The organism is Kribbella sp. NPDC005582 (genome assembly GCF_040605415.1).
Classification (GTDB): Bacteria; Actinomycetota; Actinomycetes; order Propionibacteriales; family Kribbellaceae; genus Kribbella.
Window position 1 is genome coordinate 1,291,548 of the sequence record NZ_JBEXCU010000001.1, and the last position, 18,903, is coordinate 1,310,450.

The 18,903-nt window shown below is 69.0% G+C and carries 20 protein-coding genes; 2 read left to right on the forward strand and 18 right to left on the reverse strand.

Annotated elements, in window-relative coordinates; all coding sequences use genetic code 11:
* Position 1: 1 nt before the first annotated feature.
* Positions 2 to 784 (reverse strand): SDR family oxidoreductase, encoded by a 783-nt coding sequence (locus ABZS29_RS06505; RefSeq protein ID WP_355459126.1) that lies wholly within the window; start codon positions 782 to 784, stop codon positions 2 to 4.
* 104 nt (positions 785 to 888) lie between these two features.
* Between ABZS29_RS06505 and ABZS29_RS06510 the strand changes: the two genes are divergently transcribed.
* Positions 889 to 1,476, forward strand: coding sequence for a TetR/AcrR family transcriptional regulator (locus tag ABZS29_RS06510; RefSeq protein WP_355459128.1), 588 nt, complete (start codon positions 889 to 891; stop codon positions 1,474 to 1,476).
* Positions 1,477 to 1,516: 40 nt separating this feature from the next.
* On the opposite strand, the gene ABZS29_RS06515 is transcribed toward ABZS29_RS06510, so the two are convergent.
* The 7 genes from ABZS29_RS06515 to ABZS29_RS06545 all read right to left on the reverse strand — a co-directional run bounded on the left by ABZS29_RS06515 (position 1,517) and on the right by ABZS29_RS06545 (position 9,243).
* Positions 1,517 to 3,025, reverse strand: coding sequence for a DnaJ C-terminal domain-containing protein (locus tag ABZS29_RS06515; RefSeq protein ID WP_355459129.1), 1,509 nt, complete (start codon positions 3,023 to 3,025; stop codon positions 1,517 to 1,519).
* Positions 3,009 to 3,407: a hypothetical protein gene (locus ABZS29_RS06520; protein WP_355459131.1), complete on the reverse strand. Its 399-nt coding sequence runs from the start codon at positions 3,405 to 3,407 to the stop codon at positions 3,009 to 3,011. The genes ABZS29_RS06515 and ABZS29_RS06520 overlap by 17 nt, the downstream gene beginning before the upstream one ends.
* 78 nt (positions 3,408 to 3,485) lie before the next feature.
* Positions 3,486 to 4,907 (reverse strand): hypothetical protein, encoded by a 1,422-nt coding sequence (locus tag ABZS29_RS06525; protein WP_355459132.1) that lies wholly within the window; start codon positions 4,905 to 4,907, stop codon positions 3,486 to 3,488.
* A 248-nt stretch (positions 4,908 to 5,155) separates the two neighbouring features.
* Entirely contained in the window at positions 5,156 to 6,235 is a 1,080-nt protein-coding gene (locus ABZS29_RS06530) for a Gfo/Idh/MocA family oxidoreductase (protein ID WP_355459133.1), read from the reverse strand.
* A complete protein-coding gene (locus ABZS29_RS06535; RefSeq protein ID WP_355459135.1) occupies positions 6,235 to 7,527 on the reverse strand; it encodes a sugar ABC transporter substrate-binding protein in 1,293 nt (430 codons plus the stop codon). The genes ABZS29_RS06530 and ABZS29_RS06535 overlap by 1 nt, the downstream gene beginning before the upstream one ends.
* Positions 7,528 to 7,541: 14 nt before the next feature.
* A complete protein-coding gene (locus tag ABZS29_RS06540) occupies positions 7,542 to 8,378 on the reverse strand; it encodes a carbohydrate ABC transporter permease (RefSeq protein WP_355459136.1) in 837 nt (278 codons plus the stop codon).
* Entirely contained in the window at positions 8,368 to 9,243 is an 876-nt protein-coding gene (locus tag ABZS29_RS06545) for a sugar ABC transporter permease (RefSeq protein ID WP_355459138.1), read from the reverse strand. Before ABZS29_RS06545 ends, ABZS29_RS06540 begins: the two co-directional genes overlap by 11 nt.
* Before the next feature lie 126 nt (positions 9,244 to 9,369).
* On the opposite strand from ABZS29_RS06545, the gene ABZS29_RS06550 reads away from it, so the two are divergent.
* Complete coding sequence (locus ABZS29_RS06550) at positions 9,370 to 9,894, forward strand: dihydrofolate reductase family protein (protein ID WP_355459139.1); 525 nt, start codon at positions 9,370 to 9,372, stop codon at positions 9,892 to 9,894.
* 6 nt (positions 9,895 to 9,900) lie between these two features.
* On the opposite strand, the gene ABZS29_RS06555 is transcribed toward ABZS29_RS06550, so the two are convergent.
* The 10 genes from ABZS29_RS06555 to ABZS29_RS06600 form a co-directional block, all read right to left on the reverse strand.
* Positions 9,901 to 10,710 (reverse strand): hypothetical protein, encoded by an 810-nt coding sequence (locus ABZS29_RS06555; RefSeq protein WP_355459141.1) that lies wholly within the window; start codon positions 10,708 to 10,710, stop codon positions 9,901 to 9,903.
* Positions 10,707 to 10,847 (reverse strand): hypothetical protein, encoded by a 141-nt coding sequence (locus tag ABZS29_RS06560; RefSeq protein ID WP_355459143.1) that lies wholly within the window; start codon positions 10,845 to 10,847, stop codon positions 10,707 to 10,709. The genes ABZS29_RS06555 and ABZS29_RS06560 overlap by 4 nt, the downstream gene beginning before the upstream one ends.
* 9 nt (positions 10,848 to 10,856) lie before the next feature.
* Positions 10,857 to 11,273, reverse strand: a complete 417-nt coding sequence (locus tag ABZS29_RS06565) for a hypothetical protein (RefSeq protein ID WP_355459144.1) — start codon at positions 11,271 to 11,273, stop codon at positions 10,857 to 10,859.
* Between the two features lie 3 nt (positions 11,274 to 11,276).
* Positions 11,277 to 12,260, reverse strand: a complete 984-nt coding sequence (hemB, locus tag ABZS29_RS06570) for a porphobilinogen synthase (RefSeq protein WP_355459146.1) — start codon at positions 12,258 to 12,260, stop codon at positions 11,277 to 11,279.
* A gap of 1 nt (position 12,261) precedes the next feature.
* Positions 12,262 to 13,935, reverse strand: a complete 1,674-nt coding sequence (locus ABZS29_RS06575; RefSeq protein ID WP_355459148.1) for a uroporphyrinogen-III synthase — start codon at positions 13,933 to 13,935, stop codon at positions 12,262 to 12,264.
* Positions 13,936 to 14,003: 68 nt separating this feature from the next.
* Complete coding sequence (hemC, locus tag ABZS29_RS06580) at positions 14,004 to 14,885, reverse strand: hydroxymethylbilane synthase (RefSeq protein ID WP_355459149.1); 882 nt, start codon at positions 14,883 to 14,885, stop codon at positions 14,004 to 14,006.
* Positions 14,882 to 16,165 carry a glutamyl-tRNA reductase gene (locus tag ABZS29_RS06585; protein WP_355459151.1) on the reverse strand — a complete coding sequence of 428 codons (1,284 nt, stop codon included), beginning with the start codon at positions 16,163 to 16,165 and terminating at the stop codon, positions 14,882 to 14,884. The genes hemC and ABZS29_RS06585 overlap by 4 nt, the downstream gene beginning before the upstream one ends.
* Positions 16,162 to 16,920, reverse strand: a complete 759-nt coding sequence (locus ABZS29_RS06590; protein WP_355459152.1) for a redox-sensing transcriptional repressor Rex — start codon at positions 16,918 to 16,920, stop codon at positions 16,162 to 16,164. The genes ABZS29_RS06585 and ABZS29_RS06590 overlap by 4 nt, the downstream gene beginning before the upstream one ends.
* Positions 16,921 to 17,035: 115 nt before the next feature.
* Positions 17,036 to 17,275 carry a glutaredoxin family protein gene (locus tag ABZS29_RS06595; protein ID WP_355459154.1) on the reverse strand — a complete coding sequence of 80 codons (240 nt, stop codon included), beginning with the start codon at positions 17,273 to 17,275 and terminating at the stop codon, positions 17,036 to 17,038.
* Entirely contained in the window at positions 17,272 to 18,717 is a 1,446-nt protein-coding gene (locus ABZS29_RS06600) for an AMP-binding protein (RefSeq protein WP_355459156.1), read from the reverse strand. Before ABZS29_RS06600 ends, ABZS29_RS06595 begins: the two co-directional genes overlap by 4 nt.
* Positions 18,718 to 18,903 lie beyond the last annotated feature (186 nt).

Here is an 18,903-nt window from a genome sequence, read left to right on the forward strand (position 1 = left end):
CTCAGGCGGACTTCGAGCTACCGGCGTCGATGAGGTAGTCGGCGCCGGTGATGCTCGCGGTCAGCGGCGAGCACAACTGCACCACGAGCGCGCCGACCTCACTCGGCTCGATCAGGCGGCCGGTGAGCATCCCCGACTGCTGCGGAAGGGCCGCGAGCAACTGCTCCTGCGGTACGCCGAGTTTGGCGGCGAGCTGACCGCCGTACCCGTCGGGTGAGGTCCAGAGCGCCGTCCGGACAGCGCCGGGCGAGACCGTGTTGATGCGAACGCCCTGCGGACCGAACTCCTCGGCCAGCGCCTTGCCGAAAGCGGTCAGCGCTGCCTTGGCCGTCGTGTACGGCACCGGGCCACCGGACGGCACTCGCGCCCCGACGGACGAGACGTTGACGATCGCGCCGGCCTGCCGAACCAGGCTCGGCAGCGCGGCCCGGGTCACCCGGACAGTGGCGAAGTAGTTCAGCTCGAAGATCGACTGCCAGGTGGCATCGTCGTAGTCCAGGAAGCCGGCACCGAGCTCAGCCTCGCCGCCACCCAAGTTGTTCACCAGCAGATCCAGCTCGCCGACCTCCGCGAGCGCCGCCGCCACCGCCTGCTCAGGCCCACCGGCCACGGCGAGATCAGCCTGTACGACGAATGCCCCGGTCGCGCGGAGTTCCGGCGTACTGGTCCGGGCGACCGCGACCACCCGAACCCCCTCCGCCGCGAGTTGCTCGACCACGGCCAGGCCGATCCCCCGGCTCGCCCCGGTCACGAGCGCTGTCTTGTCCTTCAACTGCAGATCCATCGAAAGCCCCTTACTCGCATCTCCGTTGACTCAGTCAACGTACAACTTGCATCACGAATGTCGCAAGTAGCATCTGAACTGCATCTGCCAGGTAATCTGGCGACATGAGCGAGACCAGGTTGCGAGCGGACAGCGCGCGGACCGTGCAGACGATCCTCGAGGCGGCCGAGCGCACCCTGAATCGCAAGCCGACCGCGACGATGGAAGAGATCGCGGCCGCCGCCGGCGTCGCCCGTACGACGGTGCACCGCCGCTTCGCCACCCGCGAGGCCCTGATCGCCGCCCTCGCCCTCTGGGCCGCCCAGCAGATGTCCGACGCCGTCGACGCCGCCCGCCCGGAAACCACCCCGCCCCTGATCGCCCTCTACCAGGCGACCGCGAACGCGCTGGCAGTCAAGCTCTCCTGGGGCTTCGCCACCAACGCAACACTTGCCCCAGGCAACGAAGCCGAGCGGATCCAGGCCGGCATCGTGGAACGCTGCGATCGCCTCTTCGAGCGCCTGGCCGACGCCGGCGGCCTCCGCCCCGGCGTGACCTCACTCTGGGCCCGCCGCGTCTACTACGCCCTCATCCACGAGGTCTGCCAAGATGCCGCCGCCCACCCCGACACCCCTTTCGACGCCGACGCCGTAGCCACTCAACTCGTCGAAACCCTCCTCCACGGCGTCGGCACCCCGGGCACCACCCTCTAACGCCGCCAGACCGTTCCCTGGCCGATCCGCCTTCGCAGGATCAGATGCTGCGGTGGATCACTTCCAGGGTGAGGATGAGGTCGCCGCGGCCTTCGGCGCGTAGGTGTGGGATGCCGTGGGCCGGGACGCGGAGGCGTTGGCCGGTGGCTGTGCCGGCGGGGACGCGGACGCGTTTGACGCCGTCGAAGGTGGTGACGTCGATGATGCCGCCCTTCGCGGCTGTCGCGGCCGGGACCTGGACGGTGCAGGTCAGGTCGTCGCCGTCCCGGCCGAAGACGGGATCCTTGCCTTCGGCAACTTCTAGGAACAGGTCGCCGGCCGGGCCGCCGCCGGGGCCGGTCTCGCCTTCGCCGGAGAGCCGGATCCGGGCACCGTCGTACAGGCCCTTGGGGAGGCTGACCGTCAGGGTGCGGGTCGTGGTGATCCGGCCGTCGCCTTCGCACTGTAGGCAGGGATTCTCGATCAGGGTGCCGAAGCCCGTGCAGTCCGGGCAGCCGCGGGGAGCGGGCGCCGCCGGGTCCTTCGGGCCGAAGAGGTCCGCCATCAGATCCGCCGTCCGTTGGGCGGCGAGTTCGCCGGCGCCGGAACACTTGCCGCACCTGGTCACGATCGAACTGGGCGACGTGCCGAGGCCTTTGCAGGCCGGGCAGGTGGTCGGCCGCTCGACCGACACCCGCCGCTGACCACCGAGCACCAGTTCACGGATCGGTACGTCGAGGCGCAGCAGCATGTCTTCGCCACGGCGCGCCCGCCGCTGCGGCCAGATCCGATCATCGGCAGGGGCGCTGACCGTCGGCTCCGGCGTCCGGATCCGCTTGTTGCTTGCGAGCATCACCCGGTACTCGAGCTTGGCGAAGAGTCCCGGAGTTTGCTTGGCACCGGACCGACGGAGGCGCTCGAAGACGTGTCCGTAGAGCTCGTCGACGCCGATGTGGCCGTCGTTGTCCCGATCGGCCTCACCGGTGGCGAGACCGTGGATGATCGCCTCGGTGAACAGCGACGGCTCGGGTGCGAGCTCGACCACGCCCTTGCTCTCCCAGGCGTACTCGGTCCGTTTGGAGGCGGTCATGATCGCGCGGCCGCTGCCCTCCATCTGGTCCACGGAGTCGACGCCGACCGAGCCTTTCATCCCGGGCAACGCGGCGCCGCTGTAGCAGCAGTCGAGCATCACCACGATCGACCGGGCCAGGCAACGGTCCATCTGTTCCTTGAGGAAGCTCGCCGAGACCGCGGTCGATCCGAGCAGATCCGGGTCGGTGTCCGCCGCCGCGAAGTAGAGGTTGCCGCGATCGTCCTTGATGCCGTGGCAGGACAGGTGCAGGACCAGCAGGTCGTCGAGGCTGCGGTTCAGGAAGAACCGCTCGATCGCGCGCAGGATCTGGCCGGCGGGCGCGTCGAGAACCTTCCGCACCTGGAACCAGCCGATGTCCGGATCCTCCAGCACCGCGCCGAGGCGCTCGGCGTCCGCGGACGGTGTGCGGAGGCCGGTCAGCAGCTCGTTCTGGTAGGCGCCAGTGGCGATCAGCAGGGCGTCACGAATGCCGGCCATCGGCACCCTCGGCCGGCAGGTCCGGGAACAGTCGCCGCACCAGCCGCTCGTCCTCCTGGGCCGAACCGCCCTTGAGCTCCACCCGCTCGCCGTTGCGCTCGATGATCACGACCCGTCCGGCCCGGCGTTCGATGAATGCGCGCAGAACCCGCAGCGAGCCGGTCACGAACGCGGTCGCGGCCGCCGTACTGGCCAGGCTGACGACCAGCGTGCCGACCGCCACCGGATCACCCTTGCCACCGGCTGGAATCGCGCCGCCCCGGTCCAGCCGTACATCGCCGATACCGGTCTCCAGCAGCTCGCGCCGGATCACCTGGGCACGGTCCTCCAGGATCTCGTCGTCGATCCCAGGCTCGCTGATGAGCAGCTTGAGCTCCGCCATGCGTCCCCCTCCGGTACGACCGATGGAAGGGTCACGATAGCGAGTGGCGGGAGGGTACGAACACCTCCCGCCGCAGGCTCAGTTCGGGGACGAGGTGGCGACGCCGTTCTCTACGTCGTACTGCTGGATGAAGCGGGCGGCCATCGGCTCGCTGGAGGCGATGGCGGCGGCGAGGGACTGGGCGGTGCGCTCGCGGTCCTCGGGCCAGTCGGCCAGCAGGGCCCAGGCGCGGGCGCGCAGCTTCTCGAGAGCGGTGGGCTCCGGCTCGTCGTCGCCCTTGGGTGACGAGTCGGCAGGCTTCGGGTCCTTGGCCTTCGCTTCCTTGGCGTCCTTGGCGGTGGTGATCAGGGCCGGCGGCTCGTTGTCGCTCGGCTCGGCGAACGGCGACGGCGCGGCCGGCTTCTGCACGACCGGCTCGACCTTCGCCTTGGGCGCGGTCGGCTTCAGCTTGCCGTTGGCCTGGCCGTTCTTGACCACGTGCTCGCTGGAGTCCTCGACCACGACGGCTTCGGCGACCGACTCGTCGGTGCTGCGGTCGTAGGGCAGGTAGTCCACGGCCATCAGCTCGCCGGTCATCGCGGCATCCCAGGCGCCTTCGTCGCGCAGCGAGACGCCGGTGTCGGAAGCGCGGATCTGGCGGGCTCGCGGGGCTTCGCCCTCGACGACCCAGACGGCCGCGCGCAGGTCGGGGTCGGGGGCCGGCTCCGGCTCGGGCGGCGGCGAGATCGCCTTGGTCAGCTTGTTGGTGATGACCTCGTAGTTGATCCGGTCCTCGAGCATGCCGGCCAGCCGGTCCGGGTCGTACGTCGTCTCGGCGATCTTCGCGAGGCGCTCGTCCTGGTGCTCGGAGCGGATGTACTCCGCGACCGTGCTCGCGATCGCGTCGCGGCGGGTCTTGTTGCGGATCTGGTGCCGGGCCGCGTGCAGGCTCTCGTAGAGGCCGTAGCCGTGCTCGATCGCCAGCGACCGCGCCTGCCACGTCACCTTCGGCTCACGCAACCACTGGACCACGCCGTACACCGGGGCGGTGGTCATCATCTGGCCGGCGCGACGCAAGGCGTCGCGGCGCCGGGCCGAGCTGTGGATCAGCCAGAGCACATAGGCGAACGCCGACAGACCGCCGAAGCCGAAGGCCAGGAAGCGCTCCTCCGGCCGCCAGTGCCCGACCACGTTGAAGACGACCGCGATCACGGCGGCGAACAACGACATCGCCCGGTACGCGTAGGCCGTCTCACCCTTGCGGCGGCGCAGGTCGGCCAGCGCGGCGGTGGCGACACCACCGAGCTCGAGGACCGCCACTGCCGGAGTAACGAGGACGATCTTGAGGAACGTCGAGAAGCCGGTGTCCGGCCACGGGATGTGCGTGACGCCCGCCCACACCTGACCGACGAGGGCGGCCGCGGCCGCGGTGGCGTAGAAAGCGTAGGCGACCTTGTCCGCCCCGGTGAGGGGTACGTTCGCCAGTTCGCCAGTACTGGTGTTGCTGGTGTTCTCCTGCAAGACGTGGTCTCCTGACCGGTTTGGGCACTCCGGCAGTTCCGTCGCGGACGGCGGGGCTGACTGGTACGGCGGCACGAGGCTACCGGTTCCCGGCCCCGAAAGGGGAGGCGAATCCGGAAACGTCTCGAACCTCCCCAATACCCTCGCCTTTACACGTCCGAAAGGCAAACTCGACAAAGTCACGAAAGCGGCGGAGGAAAACCTGCTTCGCCGTGACGAGTCGGTGTACGGACAAACGGTCCGCAGTACTAAACCCAGGGTGCGCCGAGTTCACTGAACAACGCGAGCTCGTCGGACGCGCGATCGATCCACTGCTCGACGTCGCGCACGATCGGGTGCCGCTCCGCGCCTTCGCCTTCCCAACGGACACAGGCATCCGGGATCACAGCCGGCTCGTCCGCCAGCCGAATGGCCTCGACGACGCGCGTGAATCCACCGGTCGCCGCGAACGAACAGTAGAGCGGTACGTCGCGGTCGGCGCGATGCTCGATCAGGTTCTGCAGCAGGTCGCCCCGCGGCAGGGTCTGCCGTCCGCCCGGAAGTTCGAGCGTGTCCGTCGTGTAGTTCAGTACGGCGCGTCCCCGCGAACCGTGGACGATCACCGCGGGGTCGACGTGCTCGGCCGCGCACAACGTCACCGCGATCACGATCGACGTACCGCGGGTGGTGGTGATGCGAACGGTCGAGGTGTCGTCGGACTCGATGTCGTTGGCCCGGAACAGGTCGGTCTCCACCGAGCGGATGTCATCGACGCCGGTCGAACCGTCGAGCAGGAGAGCGGCAGCAGTCGAGTGCGCCAAGGGATTCGTGACCGCGCCGTCGACCACGGCGACGCCGTTCAGCGTCCGGCGGCCGGCCCAGGGCGCGCGGTCGAAGTAGCCGGCCTTGCGCAACCACTTGCCGGTGGCACTGATCCCGCGGATCTCGCCGAGCTCGCCGTCGGCCATCAACTGCGCGAGCTGCAGAGTCGCCGCCGAGGCCTGCGCCTGGAAGCCGACCTGACACGCGCGGCCGGTCTCGTCGAGCACCCGGGACAGGTGCTCGAACTCGGCCAGGGACGCGGTCGGCGGCTTCTCCAGCAGTACGTCGGCGCCCGCCCGCAGCGCCATCTCGGCGAGCGGCACGTGCGTCTGGATCGGCGTACTGATCACGACGACGTCGACTTCAGTTGCCTCTAGCAACTGATCGAGCGACCCGAAGACCGGGACGTCGAGACCGTCCGGCGGGTTCGGGTCCGCGATCCCGACCAGCCGGCCGCGTTCGAGGGCATTCCGGACGTGGGTGGCGCCGTGGCCGCGCACTCCGGCCACGGCAATCCTCTTCGACACTACTTGAGCTCTCCGTTCACCTCGTCGAGGAACTGCTGCGCTGCTTTGTCCGGCGCGAGCCGGCCGAACAGGACCTCGGTGGTGTAGCGCTGAATGATCTTCTCCACCTGACCACCTCCGACCGGCGGCGCGGGCGACGGCTCGCCGAGTTCCTTGCCGATCTCCTCGATGAACTTCGCCGAGGCGGCGTCGGCGGGCTGCAGCTTCGGGGTGATGGCGGCGCGGATCTCGGTGTTCGGCGGAACCCCCCGCTCGGCCAGCAGGATGTTGCCCGAGACCGGGTTGTTGGCCAGGAAGTCGACGAACTTGGCCGCCGCCTCCCGGTTCTTCGACCGCGAGGAGATCGACCAGAACATCGAACCCTTGTAGTAGGAGCCGTTCTTCGCCGCCTGCCCGGTCGTGCTCGGGATCCGGAGCAGCTTCAGCTCCTGGCCGGAGGCCTTGCTGAAGGCGTTCAGCTGGTTGCTCCAGCCGAAGCTCATCGCCACCTTGCCGGTGGCCAGCGAGGTCTGGTCCAGCGACGCGGTCATGTCCTGGGTGATGGTCTCCGCGGACGGGATCGCCTTGCTGTCCCGCAGCTTCAGCACGTACTCGAAGAACTTCGCGGTCTGCCCGGCCGAGACACCGACCTTGCCGTCCGGCGTCCAGAGCGACTCACCGTTCTGGCGGGCCCACAGGTTCAGTCCGGCCTCGTTGGCGCCGATGACGCCGGTGCCCCAGCCCTTGCCGTTGAGCTTGCTGGTGATCTCGGCGGCGGTCTTGCTGTAGTCGTCCCAGGTCCAGGTCTTGTCGTCCGGGATCGCGACACCGGCCGCCTTGAAGACCGCCGGGTTCGCGAGGACGGCGAACGAGTTGATCCCGGCGTTCAGCCCGAACAGGCCGCCGTCGAACTCACCGGCGCCGAGGGTGTCCGGCTTGAACTTGTCGGTCTTCAGGTCGCCGGCCTTCTTCAGGTCCAGCAGCGCGCCGCGATCGGCGTACTCGCGCAGATACTTCTCGTCCATCTGGATGACGTCGGGGGCGTCGTTCGCGGCGACGGTGGTGGCGAGCTTGTCCCAGTAGCCGGCCCATTCGCCGTACTCGCCCTTGATCTTGATCGTCGGGTTCTCCTTCTGGAACGCGTCGATCGTCTTCTGGGTGAGTTTGGTGCGGGTGTCGCTGCCCCACCAAGAGAAGCGCAGCGTCACCTCGCCGTCCTTCGCGGCCGGTCCGCCGGAGTTCCCACCGCAGGCGCTCACAGCGAGCAGGGTGGAGACGAGTGCGGCGGCGGCCAGTGCCTTGAGACGTGTCATGGCAGGCTCCTTACTTACTTGATGCCGGTGGTGGCGATGCCCTTGACCAGGAAGCGCTGGCCGAGCAGGAAGGCGAGGAAGACCGGGACCAGCGACACCACCGACATCGCGAACATCGAACCCCAGGACGAGCTCGAGGTCGCGTCGACGAACGATCGCAGCGCGACCGGGACGGTGTACATGTGCGGGTCGGTCAGGTAGATCAGCTGGCCGAAGAAGTCGTTCCAGGTCCAGATGAACGTGAAGATCGTCGTGGTGGCCAGGGCGGGCACCATCAGCGGCAGGATCACCCGCAGGAAGATCCCGGCCCGGCCGCAGCCGTCGATGGTGGCGGCCTCGTCCAGCTCGCGCGGGATGCCGCGGATGAACTGCACCATCAAGAAGACAAAGAACGCGTCGGTCGCCAGCAGCTTGGGCACGATCAGCGGCAGGAACGTGTTGATCCAGCCCGCGTGCGAGAACAGGATGTACTGCGGCACGATCACCACGTGGATCGGCAGCATGATGCTGAGCAGCATGATCGCGAACCACATCTTCTTGCCGGCGAACTCGAGCCGGGCGAAGGCGTAGGCCGCCATCGAGCAGGAGACCAGGTTGCCGAGGATCGAGCCCAGGACGACCACCGCGGAGTTCAGCAGGTAGCGGCTGAACGGCTCGGTCAGTGCGTTCCAGCCGGCGCGGTAATTCTCTATCCGCAGGTCCTTCACCAGCAGGCCCGGGTCGCGGAAGATCTCGTTGCCCGGCCGCAGTGAACTCACGACCATCCAGATCAGCGGGTACAGCATCACCAGCGCGGTGGCGATCAGCGCCAGGTGGGTCAGCACGGTCCGGGGGCGCAGCTCAGTTCTCATAGAACACCCAGTACTTGGAGACCAGGAAGTTGACCCCGGTGAAGATGGCGATGACGACCAGCAGGAACCAGGCCATCGCCGAGGCGTAGCCCATGTCGAAGTTTCCGAAGCCGCGGTCGTACAGGTAGAGCGTGAAGAACATCGTCGAGTCCGACGGTCCGCCGCTGCCTCCGGAGACCACGAAGGCCTGCGTGAACGACTGGAACGCGTGGATGATCTGCAGCACCAGGTTGAAGAAGATGATCGGCGTGATCAGCGGCAGCGTGATCCCGAAGAATCTTCGCAGCGGTCCGGCGCCGTCGACTGCCGCCGCCTCGTAGTACATCGTCGGGACCTGGCGCAGGCCGGCCAGGAAGATCACCATCGGCGACCCGAACGTCCAGACGTTCAGCACCACGAGCGTGCCCAGCGCCGTACTGGGGTCGGAGATCCAGCCTTTGCCCTCGACGCCGACCAGAGAGAGCACCTGGTTGAGCAGGCCCTCGGTACCGAACACCTGCCGCCACAGGATCGCGATCGCGACGCTCGAGCCGAGCAACGACGGCAGGTAGAAGACCGAGCGGTAGAACGCCATCCCGCGCACGCCGCGATCCAGTACGACGGCCAGCAGCAGCGCGATTGCCAGCTGCAGCGGGACCGAGACGAAGACGTAGGTGAAGGTCACCCGCAACGAGTTGTGCAGCCGCTCGTCCGACAGCATCCGGCTGAAGTTCTCCAGCCCGATCCACTGCGGCGCCTGGATCAGGTTGTAGTCGGTGAAGGCCAGGTAGAGCGAGGCGATCATCGGCCCGATCGTGATCAGGAAGAGCCCGAGCAGCCACGGCGACAGGAACAGATAGGCGGTCAGGTTGTCCCGTCGCCGCATCGATCCTCCTCCTCCATGGAAAGCGCTTGCCTTGTGTGCCGGTCAGCATGCCGGGAAAGCGGTTCCGGGACAAGAGGTCGAAGCGATTCGACGTGGCCGGATCCGGACACCTGCAAGACTGTTTCCGTGAGCTTTCATGCGGCGGTTTTCATCGCCACCAGCCTCGACGGATTCATTGCCCGCGCCGACGGTTCGATCGACTGGCTGACCGAGCGCGGTGAGCAGGCCGGAGACACCGGGTACGACGAGTTCATGGCGCCGATCGACACCGTCGTACTGGGCCGGAAGACCTTCGAGAAGGTGCTCACGTTCGGCTTCTGGCCGTACGAGGGCAAGCACGTCGAAGTCCTCAGTACGACGCTCGATCCGGGCACCGACGAGCGGATCATCGTGCACCGCACGCTCGACGGGTTGGTCGAGACGCTCGAGGACCGCGGCGCCCGGCGGATCTACGCCGACGGTGGCGCCGTCATCCGGACGTTCCTGCGGGCAGGTCTGCTCAACGAGCTGACCATCACCACCGCGCCGGTGCTGATCGGCTCCGGGCTACCGCTGTTCGGCGCTCTCGACCAGGACATCACGCTGGTGCACAACGCGACCCGGACCTTGAAGGCAGGCTTCGTCCAGTCCGACTACACCGTGGTGCGCTAGCCGCCGTCAGAGGTCGCGGAGGCGGGAGCTGATCTCCGACTCCTTGGGCTTGTGCGCTTCCTCGGTGGCAGCGGCCTGGTGCTGCTGTGCCGACCGCGGGGTCGGGTTCGCAGCGGCGTGGAAGGCGCGGGCCAGGTCCGCGGATTCGGCGGCGGCCTGGTGCGAGTCGACGCGGCTGTCGTCGAAGGCTTCGTTGAGGCTGTTGAGCCCGCTACGCGTCTGCATCAGCTGGGTGTCGGCACCCTGCGCGGCAGTGGTGATGCGGGCGGCGGCAGCCTGGCGGTCGTCGACGTGGACGCTGGAGTTGATCAATGGGTCCAGGGCCTCGCGGGCCGCGACCAGCCGACGGTCGGCGCTGTCGATGCTCTCACTGAAGTTGCCGACGGCCCGGTCCAGCGAGTTGAGCTGGTGCGACAGCCGGTCCATCGCCGCGTGGTCGTGCTGGACGGGCAGGGTCGACAGCTCGGTCAGAGCGTCCCGACCGGCCTTCAAGGCGCGCGCGCCGTCGCCCACGCGATCCCGGACCTCGTCGATCCCGCGTCGGCCGGCGCGCAGGCGCTGGTCGGCCTGGTCAGCCAGTTCCTGCGCGTTGCGCTGGAACGGTCGCGGCTCCTCCGCGAACTGAACCCGCTGGGCCTGGACCGGAAGCTCGAAGACTTCCTGCTCACTACGCCGCAGATAGGCATCGACATCGCGAGTGACGTCGGCCGCCTGCAGGAGTGACACCCGGGCCGCGTTCAACGCGTTGGCCGCGGTCTCGGCGAGCTGAGCGGCCCGCTGCTGCACCCGCTGCTGTTCCTGGGCCGGCGTACTCATTTGCCGTCCGCCGTCTCGTCGAGCGCCGCGCGCAGCGCTGCTTCGGCGCCCTGAAGGTCGGCGCGGGCAGCCTGCAGTTCGTCGCGAGCTACCTGCAGGGCCTCGTTCGGCTGGTCGGCCGGATCCGTCGTAGACACGCCAACACCTTAACCGGCCTGCAGTTCGCGGAGGGCGGCGTACTGGGTGCGAGTGGCGAAGCTCGGGTTGCTCATCTGGGGCTGGCGAAGGACTTCCAGCTCCGCGAGCGCCGGGTGCGCTCGCACGACCTCGCGGGCAATCGGTTCGGCGAGGAACTCGAGCGACACCGGTACGACGTACTTCGATCGCAGCTCTCCCGGACCGGTGACGTGACCGGCTGCCCAGACGCCCCCGGCGGAACCGCTGACCCAGAGCAGGATCGGCTGGCCGGCCTCGAACAGCTCCGTGCGGTAGCTCTTCTGCACGCACCAGCTGGTGACGCCGGAATCGATCAGCCCGGCCACGTCGGTGACCTTCGGATTGCACTTCAGGATCCAGGCGCCGAGGTTCTCCCGGCTGACGCGTCGCCCGGACGAGGACGGCAAGGCTCAGCGACGCCCGAGCAGGTCGACGGCCTCGGCGGCCCAGTAGGTGAGGATCTGGTCCGCACCGGCCCGCCGGATCGACGTCAGCGTCTCCAGGATCGCCCGCTCGCGGTCGATCCAGCCGTTCGCCGCGGCGGCCTCGACCATCGCGTACTCACCGGAGATGTTGTACGCCGCGACCGGCACGGTCACGTGGTCGCGCACCTGCCGGAGGATGTCGAGGTACGGCAGTGCGGGCTTCACCATCACGATGTCGGCGCCCTCGGCAACGTCCAGGTCGACCTCGCGGATCGCGTCGCGCGCGTTGGCGCCGTCCTGCTGGTACGTCTTGCGGTCGCCCTGGAGGGCCGAGTTCACGGCCTCGCGGAACGGTCCGAAGAAGCTCGACGCGTACTTCACGGCGTACGCCATGATCACGGTGTCGGTGAACCCGGCCGCGTCCAGCGCCTTGCGAACGACGCCGACCTGGCCGTCCATCATCCCGGACGGACCGACGATGTGCGCACCGGCCGAGGCCTGCGCGACGCCCATCTCGGCGTAGATCTTCAGCGTCGCGTCGTTGTCGACCCGGCCCTCGGAGTCCAGTACGCCGCAGTGGCCGTGCGAGGTGAACTCGTCCAGGCACAGGTCCGACATCACCAGCAACGAGTCGCCGGCCTCGCTGACCGCGTCCCGGATCGCGACGTTCAGAATGCCGTTCGGATCGAGCGAACCCGACCCGACCTCGTCCTTCTCCTCGGGTACGCCGAACAGCATCACACCGCCGAGCCCGAGCCGTGCCGCCTCGGCGACCGCCTTCCGGGCGCTCTCGCGGGTGTGCTGGTAGACGCCCGGCATCGACGCGATCGGAATCGGATCGCTGGCGCCTTCCCGGACGAACATCGGCAGGATCAGCTGCCGCGGCTCGATCGTGGTCTCCGCGACCAGTCTGCGCATCGCCGGCGACTGACGCAGCCGACGCGGCCTCACATCCGGGAATCCAGGCATTTCAGCTCTTTCGACGCGATCCTGCACGACGTTCGGAGGGGCGGGTCACGGGCTCGCCCGCTTCCACCATGGTGTCACGCCGGTTCGCACCGAACCGGGCGAGTGCGTCGGCCAGCTCTTCGGCGGACGGCGCATCGGCCATCGCGTCGACGCGCAGGCCGTGCTCCTCGGCCGTCTTCAGCGTGGCCGGGCCGATCACCGCGATGACGGTCGAGGCGTGCGGCTTGCCGGCGATGCCGACCAGGTTGCGCACGGTCGAGGACGAGGTGAAGACGACCGCGTCGAACTTGCCCGACTTGATCGCCTCGCGGGTCGGCGCGGGCGGCGGGGCGGCCCGCACGGTCCGGTACGCCGTGACGTCGTCGACCTCCCAGCCGAGATCGGTCAGGCCCGCGACCAGGGTCTCGGTGGCGATGTCGGCGCGCGGCAGGAAGACCCGGTTGATCGGGTCCAGCACCTCGTCGAACGGCGGCCAGTCCTCGACCAGGCCGGCGGCCGACTGCTCACCCGACGGCAGCAGGTCGGGCCGGATGCCCCAGGCGGCGATCGCCTCGGCGGTCTTCTCGCCGACCGCCGCGATCTTCAGGCCGGAGAACGCCCGCGCGTCCAGGCCGTACTCGTCGAACTTCTCCCGGACCGCCTTGACCGCGTTGACGGAGGTGAACGCGACCCACTCGTAGCGGCCCTCGACCAGCCCGCGGATCGCCTTGTCCATCTGCTGCGGGTTGCGCGGGGGCTCCACCGAGATCGTGGGTACCTCTTCCGGCATCGCGCCGTACCGGCGGAGGCGGTCCATCAGCGGACCAGCCTGGTCCTTGGTGCGCGGCACCAGGATCCGCCAGCCGAACAGCGGCTTGGTCTCGAACCAGGACAGCGCCTCGCGCTGCTCGACCACGGCACCGACGACGATCACGGCCTCGCCGACGACCTTCGCGGCCCGCAGGTCGGCGACGATCGTGTCAAGCGTGCCGATCACGCTGGTCTGCGCGGTGGTCGTGCCGCCGACAGTCGCCGCGACCGGGGTCGAAGCGTCGAAACCGGCCTCAATGAGCGCAGCCACGGTGTCCTTGAGGACATCGGTCGCGTTCAGCAGGACCAGCGTCTGCTTGGCGTGCAGCCGGCTCAGGTCCAGCTTGGTCTCGGCCAGGTCGAGCACCGTGACCTCGCGGTCGTTCTTCATCGTCAGCGGAATCCCGGCGTACGTCGGGACCGCGCTCACCTCGCTGACGCCGGGGATGACGTTGAAGCCGATGCCCGCCTTGCGGCAGGCGGCCGCCTCTTCGGCGCCGCTGGAGAAGGTGAACGGGTCACCGGTCAGCAGGCGGACGACGTTCGCCGCCGACTTGGCCGTCTTGACCACCAGGCGGCCGCGGGCGGCGACGCGCAGCGCGCGGCTGCCCTCGGCGCCGGAGCCGTCGATCACCTCGACGCCCGGCTTGCAGTACGCCAGGAAGGCGTCGTGCTCCGGACCCTCGACGACGACCGCGTCCGCGCCGGCCAGGACGTCGCGTCCGGCCAGCGTCAGCAGCGAGGGGTCACCCGGGCCGACGCCGACGAACGTGACGTGCCCCAGCGGCTTCGGCTGCTTGGCCGCACTGCTCGCGGCAGCCTTCGCCGGCACAGTCGGAGGTGTCGCGGATGTCGCGGTGGAGGCTGCTGTCTGTGCGCTGCTCACGTCTGCCTTCGCCCTCGTCCTCGTGGTGCTTGTCTTCTTGGCTGTCGTCGTGCCCTGTGCCGGTGGTGTCATTCGCGCTCCAGCAACTCGTTCGCCAGCGCTACGCCGAGAGACACCGGATCGTCCACCGGCCCGTTCGCGGAGAGCCGCCGTACGCCGTCGTCCTGGCCGAGCGCGCCCCGGAGCCAGAGCTCGGGGCCGTCCTCACCCTCGACCACCTCGGCGAGCGCCCCGACCGGAGCCGAGCACCCTGCCTCGAGCGTGGCCATCATTTGCCGTTCCGCTGTCACCGCTGCCCGGGTGGCCGGGTCCTCCAGCGGAGCCAGGGCGGCCAGCACCGCGGTGTCGTCCGCCCGGCACTCGATGCCCAGGGCACCTTGTCCCGGCGCGGGCAGAACCTGAATCGGATCCAGGGTCTCGGTCACCTCGGCGAGCCGTCCCAACCGGGACAACCCTGCCCTCGCAAGCACCACCGCGTCCAATTTGCCATCGGTGACGAGGGCGATCCGGGTGTCCACGTTGCCGCGGATCCCGGTCATCTCCAGGCCCAGGCCGAGTGCGTCGAGCATCGCGACCCGGCGGGCCGAGCCCGTCCCGACCAGTGCGCCCTGCTGCAGCTCACCGAGGGTGAGCCCGTCGCGGGCGATCAGTACGTCGCGCGGGTCCTCGCGGACCGGGATCGCGCCGAGCGTCAGGCCGTCGACCGGTGTGGTCGGAAGATCCTTCAGCGAATGCACCGCGATGTCGATCTCGCCGGCCATCAACGCGTCGCGCAGGGCACTGACGAAGACGCCGGTGCCGCCGATCTGCACCATCGGGGCCAGATTGACGTCGCCGGTGGTGACGATCGGGACCAGCTCGACCTCGTGCCCGAGTCCGCGCAGCTGGTCGGCCACCCAGTTCGCCTGGGCCGTCGCCAATGCGGACCGCCGGGTTCCCAGTCGGATCATGCGTGCTCACCTCCGCGCGCCTTCGGCGTCGTCACCGCGTCGACCGTCGCCTGGTCGAGAGCGAACAGTTCGCGCAGCGCGTTCGCGTACGTCGGTCCGCCGGGGTCGGCGGCAAGTTCCTTCACCCGAACCGTCGGGTTGTGCAGCACCTTGTCGACGACCCGGCGAATCGTCCGGGCCACCTCCTGGCGCTGGTTGTCGTCCAGGCCGGGCAGCCGGCGGTCCAGCCGGGCCAGCTCGGAATCGACGAGCTCGCCGGCCATCGTCCGCAGCGCGACCACGGTCGGCGCCACCGACGCGGCCCGCCGGGTGGCCTCGAAGACACCGGTCTCCTCGGCGACGATCCGCCGTACGTCCTCGATGTCCTGCGCGCTGCCGCCGGCGGTCCCGGCCAGGTCGGCCAGCCCGACCAGCGTGACGCCGGGAATCGTGGCGGCCGCGGGCGCGACATCGCGCGGCAGCGCCACGTCGAGGACGCCGAAAGCCCTTCCGTCACTGGCGTTCCGGATCATCTCTTCGGTCAGCACGACGCCGCGGGCACCGGTGCAGGAGACCACGAGATCGGCCTCGGCCAGGGCGTCGGGAACGTTCGCCAGCTGGATCGCCGTACCGCCGATCCGCTCGGTCAGCAGGACCGCGCGCTCATAGTTGCGGTTGGCAATGATCACGCTCGCGGCGCCGCCGTTGAGCAAGGTCTGGGCGGCCAGCGAGGCCATCGATCCGGCGCCGACGACCAGGGCGCGGCGGCCTTCGAACCCACCGACCGCCTCAAGGCCGGCCGAGACGACCGAGCGGCCGGCGGCGTCGATGCCGGTCTCGGCGCGGGCGCGCTTGCCGACCCGCAACGCGTGCTGCAGCAGGGCGTTCAGGTCGGCGCCGATCGTCTCCAGGTCCTGACCGACCCGGAGCGTCTGCTTCACCTGACCGACGATCTGGCTCTCGCCGACGATCATCGAGTCCAGCCCGACGGCGACCTGGAACAGGTGCGCGACCGCGCCCTCCTCGAAGTGCACGTAGAGGTGCTCGGCCAGATCGATCAGCGGTACGCCGGTGATGTCGGACAGGATCGCGGTGACCTCGTCCATGCCCGCGTGGAAGCGGTCGACGGTCGCGTAGACCTCGGTGCGGTTGCAGGTCGCCAGTACGGCGGACTCCGTCACGGCCGGCGTGTTCTGCACGGCCAGCGCGAGCTTGGTCGCCGCGTCCGTGTCCAGCGCCACTCGCTCGAGCACGTTGATGTCCGCGCTGCGATGGCTGATCCCGACCACGAGATAACTCATGCGCCGACACCTCCGCCCACCGCGGGGAGATCGGATGCGAGACCGTTGGTCGCTGGTAGCTCGGGCACCTGGGGGAGCGCCACCTCTCCGGACTTTCGTTGTTCGTGGTACGCCAGGATCTGCAACTCGATCGAGAGGTCCACCTTGCGGATGTCGACGCCGTCGGGCACGGACAGCACCACCGGCGCGAAGTTCAGGATGCTGGTCACCCCGGCCGCGACCAGCCGGTCGCAGACCTCCTGGGCCGGACCGGCGGGGGTGGTGATGACGCCGATCGAGACCCGGTCGGTCTCGACGATGTGCTCGAGCTCGGCGAAGTCGCGGACCTCCATGTCACCGATCCGCTCGCCGACCAGCTTCGGGTCGGCGTCAAGCAGGGCGACGATCCGGAAACCGCGAGTACCGAAGCCGGAGTAGTTCGCGAGCGCGTGGCCCAGGTTTCCGATCCCGACGATGACGACCGCCCAGTCCTGGGTGACGCCGATCTCGCGGGCGATCTGGTAGCGCAGGTACTCGACGTCGTAGCCGACGCCGCGGGTGCCGTAGGAGCCCAGGTAGGACAGGTCTTTGCGGAGCTTCGCGGAGTTCACCCCGGCCGCGGTGGCCAGGTCCTCACTCGACGCGGTCGCGATACCACTGTCCGACAGCGCGGTCAGCGCCCGCAGATAGACCGGCAAGCGCGCGACAGTCGCCTCGGGGATGCCGCGTTCGGTTCTCGTCGGCGGGCCGGGACGACGGCTGCTGGCACGCGTCACAATTCTCCTGGGGGGTGGTTCTCATCAGCCGCGTTCAGTACCCTGCGGCTCCTCTTACTCTAGGAGCTTGTGAACGTGAGAACAAAATCGGCGAACCCCAGGGTGACCGACAGCACTAACCCTTGAGGGCCTTCCGCAGCCTGGCCGGGTCGACCCGCCAGAAGTCGTGCTGCTTGCCGTCGACGAAGGTGACCGGGATCTGCTCGCCGTACTGGGTGAACAGCGCGTCGTCCTGGGTGATGTCGACCTCGGTCCACTCCACGCCGAGCTCGGCGCAGACCGCCGCGACGATCGCCCGGGCGTCGTCGCACAGGTGACAGCCGGGCTTGCCGTAGAGCGTGACGCGCGCGCTCACCGCTCCGCCCGGAGCCGGCCCTTGGCCACCTTGCCGGTGACGGAGTGCGGCAACTGGTCGACGACCTCGATCTGGCTGGGGCACTTGAACCGGGCCAGCCGGGTCGACGCGTACGCCGCGACGGCCTCCGGATCGAGGGTGACCCCGGCCTCCGGGACCACGAACGCCTTGATCGCCTCGCCGGTGTCGTCGGACGGTACGCCGATCACCGCGGCCTCCAGGACGCCGTCGGCCCCGACCAGGACGTCCTCGACCTCGATCGGGAAGACGTTGAAGCCGGAGACGATGATCAGCTCGCGCAGCCGGTCCACCAGAAAGAGGTCGCCGTCGGCATCCAGGAACCCGACATCACCGGTCCGGTACCAGCCCTCGGCGTCCGGACCGTCCACACCGTCCGACCAGTAGCCGGAGAAGAGGTTCGCTCCGCGGATCAGAATTTCGCCGGGGTCGTCGCCCTCGACGTCCTCACCCTGCTCGTCGGCGATCCGGACCTCGACGTTCGGCAGCGGGCGGCCGACGGAACCGGGCTTCGGCTCACTCTCGCCCAGCGTGGTGGTCACGCCCGGGGACGCCTCGGTCAGGCCGTAGCCCTGGTGCACGAAGAGGCCGGTCTCCTGCTCGAAACGGTTGGCCAGGCCGCGATCCAGCGCCGAGGCGCCGGTCAACACGACCTTGACGCCGGAGAGCGCCGTACGGAGATCTTCGCGGGCCAGCAGCGCGTGCAGCGCCGGCGGGGCGAGCGGCAACCGGGTGACTCCGTGCCGCTTGATCAACTCGAGGGTGTGCTCGGCGTCGAAGCGCTGGTCGATGACCAGGGCGGCGCCGGTCGAGACGGTCCAGCCGAGGACCGCGTTCAGGCCGAAGGCGTGGAACATCGGCAGGATGCCGAGCACCACGTCGTCGGGGCCCATTCGGTCGGGGCCGAGGCCGGAGAGATTCTTCACGTTGGCCGCGAGGGCGCGATGGGTGAGCATCGCGGCGCGCGGATCTCCACTGGTTCCGGAGGTGTAGAGAAGGACCGCGAGTGTCTCCGCGTCGATCGTCGGCTGTAACACAGCGTCACCCTGGAGGTCGCCGGGTCGCACCGTGCGGATCCCCTCGACGACCCCGGACAGGTCCGCGTCGGTGACCGCGAGACGGGCCCCGGAATGCGCCACGACGGTCGCCACCTCGGGCTTCGTCAGTCCGGTGTTCAACGGTACGGCGACCAGTCCGGAGCGAAGAACGCCCAGGTAGGACGTGACGAACTCGATGCTGTTGGCAAGCAACAGGATGACCCGGTAGCCGGGCACCAGACCGGCCGCGGCGAACCCGCGGGCAGCGGTCTCGACGGCCTCGTCGAGCTCGGTCCAGGTCAGTCGCCGGTCGCCGTCGACCAGCGCGAGCCGATCCCCGTGACGTCGCGCTGTGTCACGAAGAAGGTCCGCGAAATTGAAGTCCACCCGCTGAGTCTGCCATGGCCACCGGAGCGTCACCGAGCACCCGGCACGCACGGAATGGTTGCAGCAGAGCGTGACGGGAGATATACAGGTGAACTCGTGGATGTGCTTCTGCTGAACCTCACACTGCAGAAACCCGTCCATGACGGGGAGACCATGCGCAAAACCCCGACAGCAGGCTGCATTGCG

Coding starts and splice junctions, on each gene's coding strand:
- ABZS29_RS06540 (WP_355459136.1), bottom strand. CDS start 8,378: ATGAGAACTGAGCTGCGCCCCCGGACCGTGCTGACCCACCTGGCGCTG.
- ABZS29_RS06505 (WP_355459126.1), bottom strand. CDS start 784: ATGGATCTGCAGTTGAAGGACAAGACAGCGCTCGTGACCGGGGCGAGC.
- ABZS29_RS06585 (WP_355459151.1), bottom strand. CDS start 16,165: ATGAGTTATCTCGTGGTCGGGATCAGCCATCGCAGCGCGGACATCAAC.
- ABZS29_RS06545 (WP_355459138.1), bottom strand. CDS start 9,243: ATGCGGCGACGGGACAACCTGACCGCCTATCTGTTCCTGTCGCCGTGG.
- ABZS29_RS06515 (WP_355459129.1), bottom strand. CDS start 3,025: ATGGCCGGCATTCGTGACGCCCTGCTGATCGCCACTGGCGCCTACCAG.
- ABZS29_RS06535 (WP_355459135.1), bottom strand. CDS start 7,527: ATGACACGTCTCAAGGCACTGGCCGCCGCCGCACTCGTCTCCACCCTG.
- ABZS29_RS06555 (WP_355459141.1), bottom strand. CDS start 10,710: ATGAGTACGCCGGCCCAGGAACAGCAGCGGGTGCAGCAGCGGGCCGCT.
- hemC (WP_355459149.1), bottom strand. CDS start 14,885: ATGATCCGACTGGGAACCCGGCGGTCCGCATTGGCGACGGCCCAGGCG.
- ABZS29_RS06510 (WP_355459128.1), top strand. CDS start 889: ATGAGCGAGACCAGGTTGCGAGCGGACAGCGCGCGGACCGTGCAGACG.
- hemB (WP_355459146.1), bottom strand. CDS start 12,260: ATGCCTGGATTCCCGGATGTGAGGCCGCGTCGGCTGCGTCAGTCGCCG.
- ABZS29_RS06520 (WP_355459131.1), bottom strand. CDS start 3,407: ATGGCGGAGCTCAAGCTGCTCATCAGCGAGCCTGGGATCGACGACGAG.